The 19190-nt window shown below is 44.8% G+C and carries 17 protein-coding genes; 12 read left to right on the top strand and 5 right to left on the bottom strand.

Features of this window, described 5'->3' with window-relative positions; translation table 11 throughout:
- Positions 1 to 4: 4 nt before the first annotated feature.
- The 9 genes from flaJ (at position 5) to METLIM_RS13040 (ending at position 10320) form a co-directional block, all read left to right on the top strand.
- Positions 5 to 1603, top strand: a complete 1599-nt coding sequence (gene flaJ / locus METLIM_RS13080) for an archaellar assembly protein FlaJ (RefSeq protein ID WP_004079171.1) — start codon at positions 5 to 7, stop codon at positions 1601 to 1603.
- The gene (locus tag METLIM_RS13075; protein ID WP_004079170.1) at positions 1604 to 3055 is read left to right on the top strand and encodes a putative sodium/potassium/calcium exchanger; all 1452 of its coding nucleotides are present in this window, start codon (positions 1604 to 1606) and stop codon (positions 3053 to 3055) included.
- Positions 3052 to 3846, top strand: coding sequence for a CheF family chemotaxis protein (locus METLIM_RS13070; protein ID WP_004079169.1), 795 nt, complete (start codon positions 3052 to 3054; stop codon positions 3844 to 3846). Before METLIM_RS13075 ends, METLIM_RS13070 begins: the two co-directional genes overlap by 4 nt.
- A 270-nt stretch (positions 3847 to 4116) precedes the next feature.
- Positions 4117 to 4479, top strand: coding sequence for a response regulator (locus METLIM_RS13065; protein WP_004079167.1), 363 nt, complete (start codon positions 4117 to 4119; stop codon positions 4477 to 4479).
- Positions 4480 to 4483: 4 nt separating this feature from the next.
- Positions 4484 to 5506, top strand: coding sequence for a chemotaxis-specific protein-glutamate methyltransferase CheB (gene cheB, locus METLIM_RS13060; protein WP_004079165.1), 1023 nt, complete (start codon positions 4484 to 4486; stop codon positions 5504 to 5506).
- Between the two features lie 5 nt (positions 5507 to 5511).
- A complete protein-coding gene (locus METLIM_RS13055; protein WP_004079163.1) occupies positions 5512 to 7986 on the top strand; it encodes a chemotaxis protein CheA in 2475 nt (824 codons plus the stop codon).
- Between the two features lie 15 nt (positions 7987 to 8001).
- Positions 8002 to 8616 carry a chemotaxis protein CheC gene (locus METLIM_RS13050; RefSeq protein ID WP_004079161.1) on the top strand — a complete coding sequence of 205 codons (615 nt, stop codon included), beginning with the start codon at positions 8002 to 8004 and terminating at the stop codon, positions 8614 to 8616.
- A gap of 16 nt (positions 8617 to 8632) precedes the next feature.
- Entirely contained in the window at positions 8633 to 9124 is a 492-nt protein-coding gene (locus tag METLIM_RS13045) for a chemotaxis protein CheD (RefSeq protein WP_004079159.1), read from the top strand.
- Positions 9125 to 9183: 59 nt separating this feature from the next.
- Positions 9184 to 10320, top strand: coding sequence for a ligand-binding sensor domain-containing protein (locus METLIM_RS13040; RefSeq protein WP_157202323.1), 1137 nt, complete (start codon positions 9184 to 9186; stop codon positions 10318 to 10320).
- A 118-nt stretch (positions 10321 to 10438) separates the two neighbouring features.
- Here the strand turns inward: METLIM_RS13040 and METLIM_RS13035 are convergent, their stop codons facing one another.
- From METLIM_RS13035 to METLIM_RS13025, 3 genes are read right to left on the bottom strand one after another with little or no spacing between them, the layout of a single operon-like run.
- On the bottom strand, positions 10439 to 11638 hold the full coding sequence (locus METLIM_RS13035; protein ID WP_004079152.1) for a hypothetical protein: 1200 nt from the start codon (positions 11636 to 11638) through the stop codon (positions 10439 to 10441).
- A 45-nt stretch (positions 11639 to 11683) separates the two neighbouring features.
- Complete coding sequence (locus METLIM_RS13030) at positions 11684 to 13459, bottom strand: ribosome biogenesis/translation initiation ATPase RLI (RefSeq protein ID WP_004079151.1); 1776 nt, start codon at positions 13457 to 13459, stop codon at positions 11684 to 11686.
- Positions 13460 to 13496: 37 nt separating this feature from the next.
- Positions 13497 to 13868: an EMC6-like membrane protein gene (locus METLIM_RS13025; protein ID WP_004079150.1), complete on the bottom strand. Its 372-nt coding sequence runs from the start codon at positions 13866 to 13868 to the stop codon at positions 13497 to 13499.
- Between the two features lie 39 nt (positions 13869 to 13907).
- On the opposite strand from METLIM_RS13025, the gene rqcH reads away from it, so the two are divergent.
- Positions 13908 to 15797 (top strand): ribosome rescue protein RqcH, encoded by a 1890-nt coding sequence (gene rqcH / locus METLIM_RS13020; protein ID WP_004079149.1) that lies wholly within the window; start codon positions 13908 to 13910, stop codon positions 15795 to 15797.
- A 4-nt stretch (positions 15798 to 15801) separates the two neighbouring features.
- Positions 15802 to 16824, top strand: coding sequence for an mRNA surveillance protein pelota (locus METLIM_RS13015; RefSeq protein ID WP_004079148.1), 1023 nt, complete (start codon positions 15802 to 15804; stop codon positions 16822 to 16824).
- 194 nt (positions 16825 to 17018) lie between these two features.
- Here METLIM_RS13015 and METLIM_RS13010 read toward each other — a convergent pair whose 3' ends face one another.
- Positions 17019 to 17783 carry an FKBP-type peptidyl-prolyl cis-trans isomerase gene (locus METLIM_RS13010; RefSeq protein WP_004079147.1) on the bottom strand — a complete coding sequence of 255 codons (765 nt, stop codon included), beginning with the start codon at positions 17781 to 17783 and terminating at the stop codon, positions 17019 to 17021.
- A 51-nt stretch (positions 17784 to 17834) separates the two neighbouring features.
- On the opposite strand from METLIM_RS13010, the gene cyaB reads away from it, so the two are divergent.
- Complete coding sequence (gene cyaB, locus METLIM_RS13005; protein ID WP_004079146.1) at positions 17835 to 18371, top strand: class IV adenylate cyclase; 537 nt, start codon at positions 17835 to 17837, stop codon at positions 18369 to 18371.
- A gap of 172 nt (positions 18372 to 18543) precedes the next feature.
- On the opposite strand, the gene METLIM_RS13000 is transcribed toward cyaB, so the two are convergent.
- Positions 18544 to 19185, bottom strand: a complete 642-nt coding sequence (locus tag METLIM_RS13000) for a metallophosphoesterase family protein (protein WP_004079144.1) — start codon at positions 19183 to 19185, stop codon at positions 18544 to 18546.
- Positions 19186 to 19190 lie beyond the last annotated feature (5 nt).

The raw sequence follows: 19190 nt of genomic DNA, 5'->3' as shown, positions 1-19190 counted from the left end.
CTTTATGTTTGAAGATCTCATTGCGGACCTTAAGGAGAAGAACAACGGCCAGTTACCTTTTGAGGATACGGTAAAGGAGATTAAAAAGAAGCTCTCTGATATTTCAGATAACAAAAGGATGAGTAACGACCTTCTTTTTATGGTCACATACATGGCCTCAATCACCCATGCAAATGTCTCAAGGCCTGAAATATTTGCATATACAGCCGAGAGAAAGGAGTACATCTCCACAAGGGCGATAAAGAGGGTTGAATGCTTTGTAAAGAGATGGAATTACAGCTACGCCGAAAGCCTCAGGCTGGTTGCAGAGAGGGTCCGTAATCAGATTCTTCAGAGTCTCTTAAACCGTTTTGGAAACTCCATCGAGTCCGGAGTTCCGGACGAGGAGTTTCTCCGGTCAGAACTCGCCACAATAAGGAATGTGTACCGGAATAACTTTGAGCAGGGCATTGAGATGCTCAAGAAATGGGGTGATGCCTATATTGCACTCATGCTCTCAGCAACGGTTGTAAGTATAATCATCATGATCTCGGTGGCGATTTATGCCCCTGACAATCTTGAATCCACTCTAAATTCCTCCTATTTTCTGACACTGGGTGTCTCCGCTTTTGGCATTATCACAATGTACAAGGCCATCCCCGATGACCAGAAATGCCACGGTCTTGAGGGTATGGGCAGTTATGAGCAGATCATGATTGCCCGGCTTGAGCGGGTAATAGTCCCTATGGCCCTTATTGCAGGAATAATACTCTATGTACTTGGGATAAATTTTGGCCTTATCTGCATGCTTGTCGGAATAATGCTCGCACCTCTCGGATACCTCGGGTGGATCGATGATTCAAACATCATCTCAAGGGATGAGGATTTCACGACATTTATCCGGGGTCTTGGATCAATTATGGGCGGTATGGGGCTTACAATAGGCCCTGCGCTTGCTGATGTCGACCGGAAATCCCTCCACGTACTCGGACCCTTTATTGATGCCGTCTATTCCAAGATGAATATCGGTCTTGAGGAGACTCTTGTATGGCGGAAATTTATCATGGAGACCGGAAGCAACCTTATTTACAAATATCTTGGAATTTTTCGCGATTCAATCAATCTTGGCGCCGGTGCAAACGAGGTGGCATATATCGTAAGCGGTTCCATGCTTGAACAGACCCTTCTCAGACAGAAGAGGGAGATGCTTGCAACCGGATTTATTGTCCTTTTAATTCCTATGCATGTTGCGATGATCGGGATTTTCGCCTTCCTCTATAATATTCTGATTACAATGTCGCATGCCATAAGCTCGGTTCTGAAAACCTTTGAAGAGACATCTTCGGCACTCAGTTCAAGTTCATCCTCTGTAGGCGGCAGCATGATGGGTTCAATAAACATATTCACAAATTTTCCGGAGGATAAGATGCAGACCTTCATCATTACGAGCATCATGATTGTAACGGTTGCAAACATCCTTGCCGGAAGAATTGTCAAAGGCGGGCACCGTTATATGTATTATTTTTTCGGTAGTATTTTATTGACTCTTACAGGAATTATGTACATAGCAGCACCGATTATAGTTAAGGTGCTTTTTGCAATACCGGGATTTGAGGCAATATAAATGGCAGGTATGAGTGACAGCAGAAGAAGAATGATAATGATGCTGACCATCATCTTTGCAGGGTCAGCATTAACTTTTATTGACTTAAGTCCCCTCCTGGTTCTCGTTATAGCCGTAGTTATGGGCATTGTGATGCTTTTTGCACTCGGAATGGTGACTTTTGGTGAGATTAAGTCAGGTCTTAAGGCATTCAGGCACAGGCTGAGCCAGCCTGTAACTTTTAAAAAGAAGGAGGAAGATAAAAAATCCGGTAAGGAAAAACCTCCCAAAGAACCAAAGGAAGATGCCAAAAAGGATAAAGAGAAGAAAGGCGGTTTATTCTCCGGCAAAGGAGATAAGGAGTCAAAAGTTCCTTTTGCCGGTTTAATGGCAAAACTTCCGTTTGGCAGGAAAAAGGACGGTGAGGACCAGAAGAAGGAAGTTACTGAGGATAAAGGCAAAAGTGAATCCGCGGGTCTCTTCGCCGGGGTCGGCACATTATTTTCATCCTTAAAATCCGGAAAGAAATCCAGAGAGGAGAAGCAGAAGAAGATCGATGAACTTCTTGACCATACTGTAAATGATGTGGTGCCTTCTGCTCCCGGAACAAAAGATGAGAGTTCTGAAGATGAGTCTCAGGATGATATTTCTGACTCAGGTGAGGACGAGGACGACTTTTCAGATTTTGACAGCCTTGATCTCGGAATTGAGGAGGAATCTGATGAGGACTTTGATTCCTCTGTCAGCAGTATTCTCCAGGCAGAAGAGGAGATTCCTGAGTCAACCATTGCAGAGATTCTTGCAAAGGAAGGAATTGATCTTGAACTTGAGGATGATGAATTCTCCGGCATATCTGAAATTAACGATGAAACTGATTCCTCAGAGGAACTTTCCGGCAGTCCTTCCGGTTCTGAAGAGATCTCCGGTATTGATGAGGACATCTCCGGTCTTGAGTTTGAAGGCGGGGATGAATTTGATGAACTGGGTGACCTGGACGACCTTGATCTCGATGAGATTGAGATAGATGAAGAGGATGAATTTGAACCGGAAGAAGAGGTAAGCGTAGAACTCGGTGATGAGTCCGGAGATGGTGAATCTGCCTCCCCTGATATCTCTGAAGAAGAGGAGGACATATTCGCCGCACCTCCAAAAGAGTGGGAGCAGGGCAGTTTCGGACTGATGTCACAGGATTCTGAGGAGGAGTCTTTCACTGCATCTTTTGAAAAGGGCAGTGATGATGGCGATCTCTTTGCAATGCTCAAGTCAGATACCCAAAAGGCAGTTAATATCCAGGAGACAAGTCTTATAAGGGATATGAAAGATGTCAGGGTCTCGAGCGAAGAGCTTATCGAGGGTCTTGAATCCCTGATGTTTTCTCTGGGGGCAGAGATCGAAAAGACAAATAGAGCAGGGGATAAAGAGAATAGTGAAGAGTTGTCTGCTGTGATAAACCAGGGGTCAGAAGAAGAATGAAACAGGTGCCTGTAAAGATTGAGCATGAAAGTAAATGGCATGCGATAAAGATCGGAATCTCAGAGAATGCTATCTCTTTTCCCGAACCGATAAATAAAGAGATAAAAATCAAGGAGATAGATGATGTTGAAGAAAAAAGGAATATACTTGTATTAAATACAAAGTCCGGAAATTCCTATAAAATTGCATCTATCCCAAAAGTCCTTCAGATTCTTAAACGGACTGTGATTATGGGCTGTACTGCGTACAGGCTTGTTGCATATTTCATGTCTCCGGCCATCAGGGGCGGAGTTTTGGTAAGTTCTGCCAAATGGGATAAAGGTGCTATTGCAGTACTTAAGACGTCCATCTGGTTTGTTGGCCGCGACAAGCAGATCTCAATTCCTCTTGACGAAGTATCGGGTATTGAGATTACAAAGAGGGAAGTTCAGGGAAAAGACAGTGATGTCATACATATTGACCATATTGAGAACGATGAGGTTGTAACAAGTTTCATTCTATGCCCGCTCACAACCCTGGAAATATTGTACAATTATCTGAAGGATACAACCAAAGATCTCGATGTCTCAGCGGGTGAACTTGACTCGGTCTCCGGCCAGGTCGCCATGCTTGTGTACAGCGGAATGGACTCGCATGCAATAGAGAAGATGGTTAATATCAGCCATAAACAGCTTGAATCTGTCTATGACAAACTGATCGAAAAGCAGATTGTTGATGTTGTACTTACAAGGCGTGAAGTAAAACTGACCACCAAGGGAGTCAGGTTTGTAAACGAATCTGTAAAAACCTGATTTTTTTTCTGGGAAATATTTCTGTTTTTCATTCATCATCTGTGAGCCATTGCTCATGACTGACTTTTTAAATATTAATAATTGCTCCGGTTAATTTAAATACTCAGGTTCCTGCAGTGCTATATGCAGTTGTTTATCGGTATCTGTTCCGGGAAATAATATTTCCATATCTCCTCTGTAATTCCGGATATATTCACCTTTATATTGGTTCTTTTTAATCATATTCGATACTCTTAATACCGATTGTAAGAGAATACTAAATGATTAACAATGGGAAGAATTCTTGTCGTAGACGATACGATGTTTATGAGAACATTATTAAAAAATATTCTTTTTTCAGGTTCTCATGATATTGTAGGTGAGGCTGAAGACGGTGAGGAGGCCGTTGCTAAGTATAAGTCGCTGAAACCGGATCTTGTCACTATGGATGTCGTTATGCCCAAGATGAATGGAATTGAGGCTTTAAAGGCAATTATGGCAGAAGATCCCGGCGCACGTGTGGTTATGTGCACTGCTGTCGGCCAGGAGCAGATGGTAAAGCTTGCAATAAAGACCGGTGCCAAAGGTTACATTGTAAAACCATTCCAGGCCCCGAAAGTTCTTGAAGAAGTAAATAATGTGCTAAGTTCCTGATTATATGATTAGAGTCCTTGTAATTGATGATTCCGTATTCATGCGTACGGTCTTAATTGACCTTTTAAAGCATGATTCCTCTATAGAGGTTGTGGGTACAGCAGAGGATGGAAAAGAAGCCCTCAGGAAAATTGAGGAACTCTCCCCTGATGTTATCACCCTGGATATTCAGATGCCGGTTATGAATGGCATAGAGGTCCTGGAGGAGTTGTCATCTTATGAAAACCCGCCTAAAATACTGATGCTCAGCACCCTTACATCCAGGGATGCAGAGCTTACAAAAAAAGGGCTTGATCTCGGTGCTGATGACTTTATGTTAAAGCCAAAAAATCTTGGCAAGGTCAGAGGCATTGAACAGGAATTAATCACAAAAATTAAACATCTGATAACAATACCTCCGGTCAGAAACAAACCTGTATCAAGAGGAATTCCGGCTGACAATATAGTACTTATCGGATCATCTGCAGGTGGTCCTCCAATGCTGGATTCCCTTGTATCGTCACTTAAGTCCGACCTTAATGCGGCAGTTGTGATCACCCAGCATATGCCTGGCGGTTTTACAGCATCACTTGCAGAGAGGCTCAACAGGATATCACAGCTGAATGTTAAGGAGTCTGAGAACGGGGACATCCTGCATGTCGGGAAGGTATATGTATCAAAGGGCGGCTATCATACAATAATTTCTGCAAATCCTGATCACAGTGGCAGGATGAGCGGAAAAATAACACATTCCAAATCACCTCCTGTGCATGCGGTCCGGCCGGCTGTTGACAAAACCTTTGCCTCTGCTGCAAAGGTCTTTGGTTCAAGGACAGTCTCAGTCATACTCAGCGGTATGGGCAGTGACGGCGGGGAAGGCATGTCGGTATTAAAAGAGAGCGGCGGCAGAACAGTCGTTGTTAAAGAGGAGGACTGCCTTGTTTATGGTATGGCAAGGTCTGCCCTTGAGCGGAACTGCGTTGACAGGGTTCTCCCGCTAAAATCAATACCACGTGAAATAATGAAGTCGGTTGCCGCTCTGGAGTAAAAATTATGACAGATGAAGAATCCTACCGGAAACTTTTTGTTGCAGAATCTCTTGAAAATCATGAGACTATCGTAAATAATATTCTTATTCTTGAAGAGGGTTCTGACGATACTGCAATTGATGAAATTTTCCGTTCTGCACATACTCTCAAGGGGATGTCTGCATCGATGGGGTACTCTGAAATGGAACATCTCTGCCACAAAATGGAGGATGTCTTTCACTGTATAAGATCCGGAGCAATTGAAATATCTCCCGAACTGACTGACCTGCTTTTGGCATGCACAGACAGTATCGAGGAGATGATCGATGATGTCGAAAACGGCGGAGATACTTCCACCTTTTCAATCGGAGATTTCATATCACAGCTTGAGGAGATAGAGAGTGCTGCTGAGTCCTGCAAACCGGAAGGTGCTCTTTCCGGAGATAATGGGCCTGTATCCTCAGAGATAGATGCAATCCTGAATTCCGCTGCTTCTGCTCCATATGATGATAAAAATGAAAGTCCTGAAACCTCAGGGGGCAAAGGTTCAGAAGTTTATTCTCCTGAAGAATTTGATCCTGATCTCAGGGCAGATTATAATGAAGGTTCAGCCGTAATCAACAGGTACAGGATTGTTGCCCGCCTCTCAGAGGACTGCAATATGAAGGATGTCCGCTCTATGATAATCCTTCAGAACCTTGAGGACCTCGGCAGGATTATCTCAAGCAGGCCTACAGCCGGGGAACTGGATGAAGGTGTATGCAGTGATATATTTGAAGTTGTAATCGAGAGTGAGGACGGCGAAGAGGCGCTTTTAAGCGCTGCCAAAGTCACGGATGTCTCAGAAGTTGAGGTATTTCCTGCTGAGAGGGATATCTCCTCCAAAAATCCGGTGTACAGGCTTGATATAATTATCTCCCCTGAATGCAGTATGAAGGACATCAGGGCAATGATTATCCTTCAGAATCTGGAGAAGGCGGGAGATATCATCTCTTCAAGGCCCACCTATGAAGAGATTGATGCAGGCAGTATTGAGGATTTCTTCTCCGTCATAATGACTTCGGAGAAATCCGGAGATGACCTGATTCATTTATCCTCAGGGCCTGACACCGCATCTGTGAGTCTTTTCCGTGCAGAAGGTTCTGATTACTCCTTTGATAGTGCCGGATGGATTTTGGTATCCGAATCTTTACCCAAAACTCCGGATGAATCAGAAGAAGTCATTCCCGGAGCTGAAGCTGAATCTGTTAATCCTGCAGATGATGGCAAATCAGCTGAAGAACCGGCATCCAATGAGTTATCAGAGTCTGTATCCGGAATGAAAATTCCGGAGAAAAAGGAGAAGAGCGAGAAGAAAAAGAAGGAAGTCAAAAATATCCGTGTTGATATCAGCCGTCTTGACCAGATGATGAACCTTGTCGAGGATCTCGTTATCAACGGCGGCCGCCTGAAGCAGATATCAAAGGAGTATCAGATAAAAGAGATGGATGAAGCCCTGAGCATGGTCGGCAGGTCAATCTCAGACCTTCAGAACCTGATGATGTATATCAGGATGATCCCGCTCAATCAGATATTCAACCGTTTTCCCAGGGTTGTTAGGGATGTGGCCCACCATGACGGAAAAGAGGTCGAGTTCATAATGACCGGCGGAGAGACCGAACTTGACCGCAGTGTTATTGACGGTCTTGGTGACCCTCTTCTGCATCTCATCAGGAATGGTGTCAATCACGGCATTGAAACTCCGGAAGAGAGGTTAAAAGCCGGAAAACCGGCAAAGGGTACCCTTACTCTCTCTGCATGGCGCGATCAGGGCAATGTCATAATTGAGCTTGCCGATGACGGAGGCGGAATTCCGAGGGATAAAGTCCTCAGAAAAGCAATTGAGAGGAATCTCATCTCACCTGAGGACGCTGAATTACTGCCCGATGAAGAGGTCCCGTCCTTTCTCTTCCAGGCAGGTTTTTCGACAGCTGAGCAGGTCACTGACATCAGCGGAAGAGGCGTAGGCCTTGATGTTGTAAAAGGCGCAATAGAATCCCTTAAAGGTTCAATAAAGGTCAGTTCTACGGAAGGAAAAGGAACTAAATTCAGACTTACGCTTCCGCCCACAATGGCTATTATAGAGGTTATGATGGTCAGAATCAATAAGAAGAGATGTGCCATACCGATAAATGCCGTTGTTGAGGTTGCAAAGATTGATACTAAGAGAATTAACAGAATCGGCAGCACCGAGGCAGTCCTTTTAAGGGATGAGGTGCTTCAGATAAGCCGCCTTGATGAGATGTTTGGGGCATGTGAAGATAGTGGTATAGTGGTTATCGTTCAGAATCATGGCACAAAGTCATGCATACCTGTTGATGTTGTTGAAGGACAGCAGGAAGTTGTTGTTAAGCCTGTAAGCAATGTAATAGGTAACTGTCCGGGCGTTGGTGGTATTACCATCCCCGGAGACGGCGATGTAGTGCCGATTCTTGACGTGAATACAATGATAATAATGTAATTTGGAGATATAATTATGCAGTTAACAGATCAGCAGCTGGATGCAATGGCGGAACTTGGAAATATCGGGGCATCGCATGCTGCGACATCACTCTCGACAATGCTGATGTCACAGATAGACATGACTGTGCCTGAAGCAATTATGGTCGATATTTGTGATATTTCAGATTATTTCGGAGATGAAATATCGGCACTGGTTGTATTTGAGATCCAGGGTGAACTGCACCCCGGTGGATATGTGGTGCTTCACCTGCCAAAGGAGTCGGCAATACGCCTGACAAATACCATGCTTGGTTCTACTGACATGGAACGCGAACTGAATGAGATGGATGAGAGTGCCCTTCTTGAAGTCGGCAATATAATGGTCTCACAGTTCCTGGATGCAACAGCCACACTTCTTGGCATTGTAATGCTCCCTTCACCACCGGCAATTGCCATCGATATGGCACATGCGGCTTTCGCAAGTATAGTTGCACAGATTGCCGTCGATATAGATGAGATAATTCTCTTCAGGACCGAGCTGAAATCCGGAATGCACGATATTCAGAGTACAATAGTGATGCTTCCGGATACAAACACTCTCGATACCATTCTGGAATTACTGGACAAAGTGTTAAATCCGCAGTTATAATATCCGGGTTGCAGCCATGACCGAACCTCGTAAACCTGAGATGAAAGGACAGAATGTCGGTATAGGAGAATACTATACAGGTGATTTCGTAATGACCTCAATTGGTCTTGGATCGTGTGTAGCCTTAATTCTCCACGACAGAAAATGGAAGAAGGGTGCAGTAGCCCATGTCATGCTTCCGGAGAGCAACGGGAAGATGGAACGTCCCGGTAAATTTGCCGATACGGCAGTGACTGTTCTTTATGAAGAACTGATATCCGGCGGCAGCAATAAAAGGGATATCGTTGCTAAGATTGCCGGAGGTTCGAGCATGTTTAAGCATTTTAAGGGAAATCTTGATATCGGTTCCAGAAATGTTGCAGCTATAAAATCTGCTCTTGAAAAGTACCATATTCCACTGGTTGAGGAAGATACAGGCGGCACTGTCGGGAGATCAATAATTTATTATCCGGAAGATAACGGTAAGGTAATCATCCGAAAGGCAGATGGAAAATGCATAGAATTCTGAGTTCCCGTTCTTTATTTTACTGCATAATTATCTTAACTTTATTTTTATCTGCTTCACCTGTGTCCGGTGCAGTTGTCCAGTTCTGGCCCGGCTCCGGTTCTGTAAGCACTGCGGACATCAGGGATATGGCTGAGGACAGCAATCAGATACTCTATTTTGCAACCTCTAACGGACTTTCAGTATATGAAAAAGGCGGGTGGAATATTATCCATGCGGAAAGGAATGATGGTAGTGATAATCCTGATTCAGTGCCTTATGACGATTACATCACTGACGTTGAATTTGACTCTTCCGGAAATCTCTGGCTCGGGTACTCCAGTGCTCTGCAGATCTATGACGGGTACAGCCGGCCTGTAACAATCTCCGGGAATGATCGTTTTTTTGTCAGAAATGATATAAATGAGCTGGAACCGGTTGGAGAGGCTATGTTTGTCTCAACCGGAACTTCGGGCCTTTACAGGTATTATGACGGTGACTGGTTCTGGTTTAAGCCATACTCGGAGTCAGGTCCGGATGCGAACTTCATCATTGATATGGCATCTGATCGCCGTGACAATACTCTGTATATCGTCTCAAAGTATAGCGGCGCTTTTCTTCTTGAGAATTCAACCGGAACATCACCCCGTTTTGAAAAGATTGACCCGGGCCTTCTTCCGGTGGGCTGCGAAGATGTGGTCTCAAATCCTTTAGGCGGTGTGATCTTCTTCAACAGTTCTGAGGCAGTTGTCTTTTACGGGGATGGCAATGTACATAATTTCCTGAACCTCAGTATGCTGCCTTCCGGAGCTGGAAAGATAAATGACATTGCAGTTCTTCATGACGGCAGGACATCAGCCGCCACCGATTATGGCCTGGTTCTCCTATATGGCGGCGTTGTTGTTGACCATGTCACAAGGTATGACGGCATTGCCGAGAATAATATAAAGAAAGTTTTCCCGGATTCGCTTGGGAGAGTCTGGTTCTCAACCAAAAAAACTGTTGGATATTACTATTCACCGGTCTATACCCAGTTCTCATCGGCAGAATTTGTCCTGAACCGTGAGTTCGGGGGTATGTCACCGGCAGGATCAGAAGATATGGGTGATTATCCGGTCAGTTCAGATGAATCATACTCCAAAAATATGCCTGACAGCAGTGATTTATATTCGGAGAAGAGCTTTATTGATGTAATTATCGGGGTATTGTGGCCCTTTTAACCGGAATTTCAGGCTTACTGCCTTACGGCCTCTCACTTTATGATACATTGCAATATTATTTCCGGTGTTCTCCGGCTTTAAAAAAAGATAATCTGTTGTTTAAACCGGACCCGGTAAATTACTCCTGAATTTTTATGACCTGCATTGAATAACGGTCAAGAGAATCGAAGAAGACATTTTTTGCCGCTTTTTTCCTTTCACTGTCATCAGAGAAGATATCCTTCATGAGGTACTCAATAACAGCAAGGTAGAAATGAAGTGATTTAAACTTCTTTTTAATCAGTTTTAGCTGTAAATCCGCTTCTTTTTTCTCCTCTCTCATTATATATATCGCAAGGTCATAAAGCTGAATTAAATAATGTGGTATCCCTTTCTCCAGCGCATCCTTCCTGTACTGATTGTAGGTGTTTTTGCTGTTTGAAAGGAGAGACAGTTTGATCCCGTAATATACCGGTTCGAGGTTGTCGGGGTTTTGCTGGATCATCTGCTTTACAATGCCTGAGGCACCCATTGCATCGCGTTTCTCCAGTTTATAGTAGTAATATTCCCTCATAAAGTCGAGATCATTGGTATATTTTTCAATGGCATATGAGAGAAGCTGCGATCTCTTTATCTCATTGCCGTCATTTTTTGCCTTGGCAATTCCGATCTTTAAGAACCATCTCTCTGAGGGGAACCATTCCAGGGCTTTATTTATCATAAGCCAGAAGGCCCTGTCCATGATTTCAGTATCTTTAATATCAATCTGCTTTAATCTGTTAATCTCCGGCTGCGACCTTGCAAGTTCGAGCAGAATCTCCCTTGATGCAAGTTCATACTCCGATGGCCTTCCTGCAAGTTCGTTTATATTTTGTGATGATTTATTCTCATCCTCAGAGAGGGCATAATAGCAGAATGCAATATATATTCCGATCCTGGCATCGTGTTTCCAGAGGTCTCCGAAATAACTGATAGCTTCCCAGTATTTCCCGACATCCATCAGTTTAATTCCGGAAAATACCTTGAGTGTTGATTTCTTTGTCTTCTTTCTCTTGCAACGGACTGCATTCTGGATGATCTTCTCAATGAACTCGGTTTTTTTTGCCTCTGAACTTGAGATCATTATCCTGTAGGCGACCGAATCAATAAAATCGTCGTGGGTTGAATCGTCAATGTCGGGAAAGGCGTTTTCAAGTGCAGACATCACATGCCCGAAAAATACAGGAAGGTTATTTGAGATTTTTTCCGGATTGTTGTCAATGTAGAGAAAGAGATCTGTCTTTAATGATTCAACTTTCTCGTACCTTATGGCATCTGTAAGTTTTTCTCCCCTTGGCATAGATCAAAACCCTTTCACTAAAAGTTCTTTTTAATCAATAAAAAATTATGTTTTTGAGATTTCCGCGTAATAGTATTCCCCGGCCGATCTCTGCTCCCTGTCAAGGTAACTTCCCGGCTTGTTTATCCTCGGCCTTCCGGATTTGTCACGCCTGAATGTGACCTCAAGTTCCTTTAGGAAGTGGTTCATCCCGTCTTTCATTGAATAAGGGCCAAGGGCGGTTCCTTCAACTCCCGGATTTCCGTCAAAGACTAAAAGTCTCTCACTGATCATATCTATGACATATATGTCGTGATCAATTACCAGAACTCCGGATTCTGTGCTCTCAGCATGGCGCTTCAGTACTCTTGCAAGTTTCACACGCTGTTCAACATCGAGGTGTGCGCTTGGTTCATCGAGGATGTATATATCAGCCTCCTGTGAGAGACAGAGTGCTATTGCAACCCTTTGCAGTTCTCCGCCGGAAAGCTGGTCAACACAGTTCTGAAGGAGCGGCTCAAGTGTCAGCGGCTCTAAGATCTCGTGTTTGTAGAAGTTGGAATCGAATTTTGTGGTCGCTTTCCGAAGGAGCATCTCTACAGAGTCTTTTGAATCTGTCTTGATATACTGCGGTTTGTATGATACTTTTACAGTATCTGAAATCCTCCCGGAATCGGGCTTTTCAGCACCGGCAAGGAGCTTTGCAAAGGTACTCTTTCCTATACCGTTTGCGCCAACAACTCCGAGCACCTCACCATGACGTATATCTCCGCCATTGATATTGAGGGTGAATTTGCCGCCGTAGCTCTTTTTCATTGCCGGAAATTTCATCAGTATTTCCCTTTCAGTCTCTCTGGAGTGTGATCTCGTCTCAAAGTCAACCGAATACTGCCTGAACCTTACATTCTCCTCGGCAAGGAATCCTTCCAGGTACTGGTTAATTCCGATCCTTACACCTTTCGGCCTTGTAATGATACCAAATACCGACGGTTTACCATATCCTACGTGGATATTGTCAGCAAGCATGTCGAGTATTGCGAGGTCATGCTCGACTATCATAACAGGTTTTTTCTCAGCAACTTCCCGGATGAGTTCTGCTGCTGCCATTCTCTGGTATATGTCAAGATAGGGCGTTATCTCGTCAAGGAAGTAAAAATTAACATCTCTTGCAAGGCATGCCGCAAGGGCAACCCTCTGCAGTTCTCCGCCGGAGAGTTGGGCAATCTCCCTGTCAAGTATTGGGTCAAGCTTAAGTCTGGCTGTCAGGTGGCCCAGTATTCCCCTCTCATCGGTGGATTTTAGGAGTTCGCTCACTTTTCCTTTGAATACTTTTGGTATAAAGTCAATATACTGCGGTTTTACGGAGGCGCTCACCTTTCCCTGTGATATGAGCTGTATGTAGTCGAAGAGTTCAGTGCCTGCGTAGTCGGCAAGGAATTTGTCCCAGGTAGGTTCTTCGTCAAATGCGCCCCTGTTTGGTATCAACTGCCCTGAGAGTATGCTTACGGCAGTACTCTTACCTATACCGTTTTCTCCAAGTATTCCCATGACTTTTCCTTCAGAAGGCATTGCCATGCCATAGAGGGCAAAGCCGTTCTGTCCGTACCTGTGCGTAGGGTGTTCAAGCTCTTCGGGGAGTGTAATTATATCTATAGCTTCAAAAGGGCATTTCTTAACGCATATTCCACACCCGACACAGAGTTCTTCGGATATTACTGCTTTGCCGTTTTCCCCGATAACTACTGTCTCGTCGCCTGTTCTGACTCTCGGACAGTATAATATACATTCCTGTCCGCACTTTACAGGGTGGCACCTGTCTTTATGTACAACGGCAATTCGCATATTAATCAACCTGTAAATTTTTTATAAAAAATGTAATTTAGTTTATTGAGAGAAGAACTGTCCATGATATGAACCAGAAGGCAAATGCCATGAATCCCTGATAAAACCAGTCCTTCGCTCCGAGTTCGGAATAATCGATCTTTAATGCCATAAAGACATGCTTCTGAAAAACTATCCCTGCAAGAAGCAAAAGCCATCCAAGTATCGCTTTTGGTTCACCTGCTGGTGATACAGGGTCACCTATGAACAGATATGACAATACTCCGGTTATGATTCCCATAAAACATCCGACGCATGTCCTTATCATGCGCTGCTGATGTCCGGCAACCTTCTCCGCGTCACTTTTGCTGCTTATTTTCTCTGTTATTGGGTCTGCAGAAATCTCCTCACTCATATAAACATCAGTCATTATTTTTTTGTCTTCAGACAATATGTAGTTTGGTATATAATGGCTGTTAAAAAAGGAATGAGCGGACTTGACCTGAGGGCAGTAATAGCTGAGTTAAACGGCCTGATGCCGCTCTGGATTGGAAAGATATACCAATATGACCAGAATGCATTCGGATTCAGGCTTAACGGTGAGGACAGGCAGAAATTCAGTATTATTGCTGAGTCCGGAGTCAGGGTTCACCTGACAAAAAAACTTCCGAAATCACCGGAGAACCCATCCGGATATTCGATGTATCTCAGAAAATATCTCTCCGGCGGAAGAATTCTTGAGATAAATCAGCCGGGAATCCAGAGGGTTCTTGACCTTACTATAGGTAAAAGTGAGAGCATTTACCATCTAATCTTTGAATTTTTTGATGAGGGCAATGCAATTCTCTGTGACTCTGAATATACGATCTTAAATGCGCTTAAGAGGCACAGGTTTAAGGACCGGGATATCATTGCGGGGGAGAAGTATGCTGTCACGGGAAAAGACATCACTGAATATGATGAGGAGTCTGCCGGAATAGTTCTTGCAGAGTCTGATAAGGATATTGTACGTACACTTGCATCCTCATTTATGCTTGGCGGGAGGTATGCAGAGGAGATATGCCGCATATCGGGCATTGCCAGGGAAGCTCCGGCATCTGAGGCCGACCCTGCGGTGATTATTGCGGCGTTTAAGACTCTCTCCGGAGATCTCGAGTCCAAAAAGTCTCCGGCTATTACAAAGAGCGGCTGCTGGCCGTTAATCTTTGAGGGCGAAATTCCGGAGGAGACTTTTGAGACGTACAGTCAGGCACTTGACTCGTACTTCGGCCTTCCTGAGGTCTCTGAGGCGGAAGTGAAGAAGAAGCTCTCCAAGGCTGAGATTATCAGAAAGAGGCAGCAGGAGGCTATTGTTAAGTTTGAGGAGAAAATTACCCTTGCCAGTGAGAAGGTTGAGATTATCTATGCCAACTACCAGACCATTGCAGATATAGTCAAAACCCTCTCAGATGCTTCGTTAAAGATGTCGTGGCAGGAGATTGAGGATATCCTGAAAAATGCTGATAATCCGATGGCTAAGATGATAAAGAGGGTTTATCCGTCAGAGGCAGCCGTTGATATTCTCCTGGACGGAAAAACGATTAAACTGTATGCCTCTGAGGGTGTTGAGGGTAATGCGGGCAGGTATTACTCCGAGATTAAAAAATTCAAAAAGAAGAAGGCCGGTGCACTCGTTGCAATGGAGAGGTTTAAGGTTACCGAAAGGCCGGAGAGGAAGAGGACCGATATTAAATTTATAAAACCGAAGTGGTATCATAAGTTCAGGTGGTTTTACACATCTGACGATGTCCTGGTAATCGGCGGGCGTGATGCCGGCACAAATGAGGATATTGTCAGGAAATATCTCGAAGGTAAGGATACATTTCTTCATGCCGACATCCACGGCGGAAGTGCTGTGGCTGTTAAGGGTGAGACTGAGTGCATGGACGAAGCGGCAGTCTTTGCAGTATCCTATTCCAACGCCTGGAAATCCGGTTTTTACAGCGCGGATGTCTATGCAGTGCCGAGGGATCAGGTGAGCAAGACTGCCGAGTCTGGTGAGTCCTTAAAACGCGGTGCCTTTGTCATCAGGGGTGAGAGGAAATATTACAGGAATGTCGCACCCGGAATTTCAGTCGGGCTTCAGACATCTCCTGAGTATGGTATTATCGGCGGGCCGTCTTCAGCTATTGAGAAGAGAAAGGGCTATTTTGTACGGATCGTCCCGGGCACTTATGAGCCGAACGATATCGCAAGGAAGATCCTTAAGGCCTTAAAGGAGATGATTCCGGAAAATGAGCAGAAGAACCTTAAGAAAGTTCTGAATACTGAGAATATTGCAGCATTTGTCCCGCCGGGCGGCTCGGATATAGCGGAGTGATAAGTTGAAATCCGAATTCTGCGGGCTGAAGAGAAATTTCGGGGAGATTAAACTCTTTCCGGAGACCCTTGATGACTTATGGCACTTAAAGCACCTGATAGCGCCGGGTGACCTCGTCTTTGCAACAACCTTCAGAAGTATTGACTCTGCAACCGACAAGGCAAGGCCTGAGAAGACGGAGAAGAAGCCCGTGCGCCTTGGCATCCGGATTGAGAAGGTTGAGTTTCATCATAACTCCGGGAGGCTGAGGGCTGGCGGTGTTATTGAGCATGGCCCTGATACCGGCTTTCACCATTCCCTAAATCTGGAGTCCGGACATGAAATTTCGGTGATAAAAAACTGGACGTCCTATGATCTTGAGAGGATTGACAGGGCGGTTAAGGCCTCTTCACTGGGTCTTATACATATACTGACAGTTGAGGAGGGTGAGGCTGAACTCTTCAGGCTCAGACAGTTTGGCCCTGAACTGGTTACTTCGGTTCTGGGCGGTTCAGGCAAGCGTGAGGGTCTTGACAGCCGGAAGGAATTTTTTCTGGAGGTGTATGGTTTTCTGTCGGCAATTACAGGGCCGGTTGTCGTTGCAGGGCCTGGTTTTGTCAAGGATGATTTCATCTCATTCCTTAAGTCAAAGGATGCTGAACTTGCGGAGAGGTGCATCACTGCCGAGACGAGGCGTATAGGCAGGGGTGCAGTGCAGGAGGTTATCGGGCTTGGCATCACAGGCCGGATAAATGAGGACATTCAGCTTGCGAGGGAAGTTAAGGCCATTGATGAGCTGTTAAAGAGGATCTCAACCGGAGGTGCTGTCGCGTACGGAGTATCTGAGGTCAGGCAGGCTATTGACTATGGTGCTGTGGACGAGGTGCTTGTCTGTGACAGCCTGCTTCGGGACGATAACATATCAGCACTTCTTGAGACTGCTGAGAATATGAGGGCAGGCATAGTTGTTCTCTCGACTGAGTTTGAACCCGGAAGCCGGCTTGAGGCGCTTGGCGGCATTGCGGCACTGCTAAGATTTAAAATATGAATCACTTTTTTCGCCGGAATTTCTGATATTTCCGGTGTAAAACATACCCGATATTCACTCTGTTCATTCACGATAAAAATCGGAAAAACTCTGATCAATTTCCTTAGAAGAGAACTTTTTTTACGAAAAAACCATGTGGTTTTTTGATAATTTGAATTTTGGTTTTAAAAAATATTTTTGCTGAATATCCGGGTTTATTCTTCGGATGCTTCAGCTGTCTCTTCTTTAACTTCAGAAACTTCTGTTTCAGCTGCAACCTCTGTTGCCTCAGTTACTTCAGCAGTTTCTTCATTGTATATTTCTGGTTTCTTGAAGGACTCTTTGAGAATTACTTCCTCTACACCTTCAACGTACTCAAAGATCTGGTGTACTGCCATGCCTTTGCCGTACATGTAGTTCTTGTCATATGTGATTCCGGGCGGGAGGATTACTGTAAGAACACCGTCTGTAAGGTCCATCTCCATCTCCTTTCCGCAGAAGAGTTTGAAGAGTGCTGCTGCCTGTTCCTTTGGCTCTTCGATTACACTCTCGATTGTGTATTTGTAGGAGATTGTCTTTCCGGCGAGCATGTGGTTGAAGTCAATCACTACGCGCTTTCCTACTACATTTACAACTACACCCTGTCTGTCGTCTGCCTTTACACGCATTCCGACTGTTGGCTTCTCGCCGAAGTCCTTTGTGGATGCTGAGCGGACGAGTTCCTGGTTTCTCTCTCCGTATGCCTTTTCAGGTGAGATCTCTACTGAGTACTCTGTTCCGGTCTCTTTGCCTGTGAGGTCTTCATCAAGGCCCTGTATAAGATGTTGTCCGCCTACACGGACAACAATTGGTCCATAATTCTTCTCTTCTGAATATGTTCCGTCTTCTTTTGCAACCTCTTCGTAGGTTGTGTCAAAGATTATACCCTCGCTTTCGCCGGTATAACTGAGTCTGATGAAATCTCCTTCTTTGATTGTCATTTTACACCTGTCTATATTTATTTGCAACCGTACCTAATATAAGGTGACATAATGATCTACGAAGTTGAGTCAAAGAACCGGGTGGAATCTATAGATCGCATTAAACAGATTCTTGAAGAGAATAATGCAGGATATCTCGGTGTCAGTATGCAGGATGATATGTATTACAACTCCCTGATCCGGGACTACGCAAGGACAGATGAAGCTTTAAGGATCAGAGATACCGGTGATTCAGCTGAACTTACATATAAAGGGCCGAAGGTTAAGGCTGCGGGCGCGAAGGCGAGAGAAGAGTACAATGTCGCCATATCGTCTGCTGAGGATATGGAGAAAGTGCTTTTAAAAACCGGATTTTTCGTATCAAGGGGCGTGAAGAAGAGAAGAGAAGAATATCTGTTCATGGATGCCACAATTGCACTTGATATCGTTGAGGGCCTTGGTCATTTCGTTGAAATAGAGATAATTTCTGAAGATAAGGACTCAGCTGCTGAGAAGATAAACGAAATTAAGGAATTTCTTGAGGTAACCGGTGAGAGCATCCAGACGTCATATCTTGAGATGATTATAGAAAAAGAGGGTAATTTCTGAGTATATTACGGTTATTTCTCCGGCAGATTCACTTTTTTTGAGGCCCTGAATATCATAATTCCGGGTCTGCCTTCCCGTCTGCTCCGCGAAGGCTTCCTGAAAAATCCGGGAGAGATTTACTCTGCATAATCTCTCTCAGGTGGTTTTCTGCCGGAAATCAGATTGCTCTTCTTCAGAAGCTGTACAGCTCAACTCTTATATCCTTTGCATCGTCGCCGAGTGTTACTACGGCGCATCTGCCCTCTGATGCAGGTCCTGGGTTTACGACCACAGTGCCATCTGTCTCTTTTACACCCGGATCGTCATGTATATGCCCGCAGCATATGAGGTCATAATTATTCATATGCTCTTTTAGGGCCGTACTCCCGACCTGATTTTCCCCAACGTTATCCAGCGTCCCGAACGGCGGGGCGTGGCATATGAGGATATTATGCACATTTTTCCTCATCCTCTTCTCTGCTGATGAGAGGACCTCTTCGATCTCCTCCTCCTGAAGTTCAAAGGGGGTGCAGAAAGGCGTTGGATTTGAGCCCCCGAGGCCGACAAAAGTTATATTGCCAATGTCAAGTGCCGTGCCGTGCATTGATACGGCAGAAGAATCCTCCAGGTGTTCAAGGATATCCTTCGGGTCACAGTTTCCCGGAACCACAAAGCAGGGTACATCGATTGAGTCCAGCATGGCAATGGCCGGTTCGGATGGCCCCATCTCTGTCAGGTCTCCTGAAATTACGACAAAATCAGGATCAAGTTCAAGGAATGCCTCCATCTTTCCGTAGTTGCCGTGCAGGTCGGTCAATACGAGTATTTTCTTCATATTAT

This window comes from Methanoplanus limicola DSM 2279 (genome assembly GCF_000243255.1).
In the GTDB taxonomy this organism is placed as follows: Archaea; Halobacteriota; Methanomicrobia; order Methanomicrobiales; family Methanomicrobiaceae; genus Methanoplanus; species Methanoplanus limicola.
Note: the sequence above shows the minus strand (reverse complement) of the source record. Positions and strands in the feature narration are given on the sequence as shown.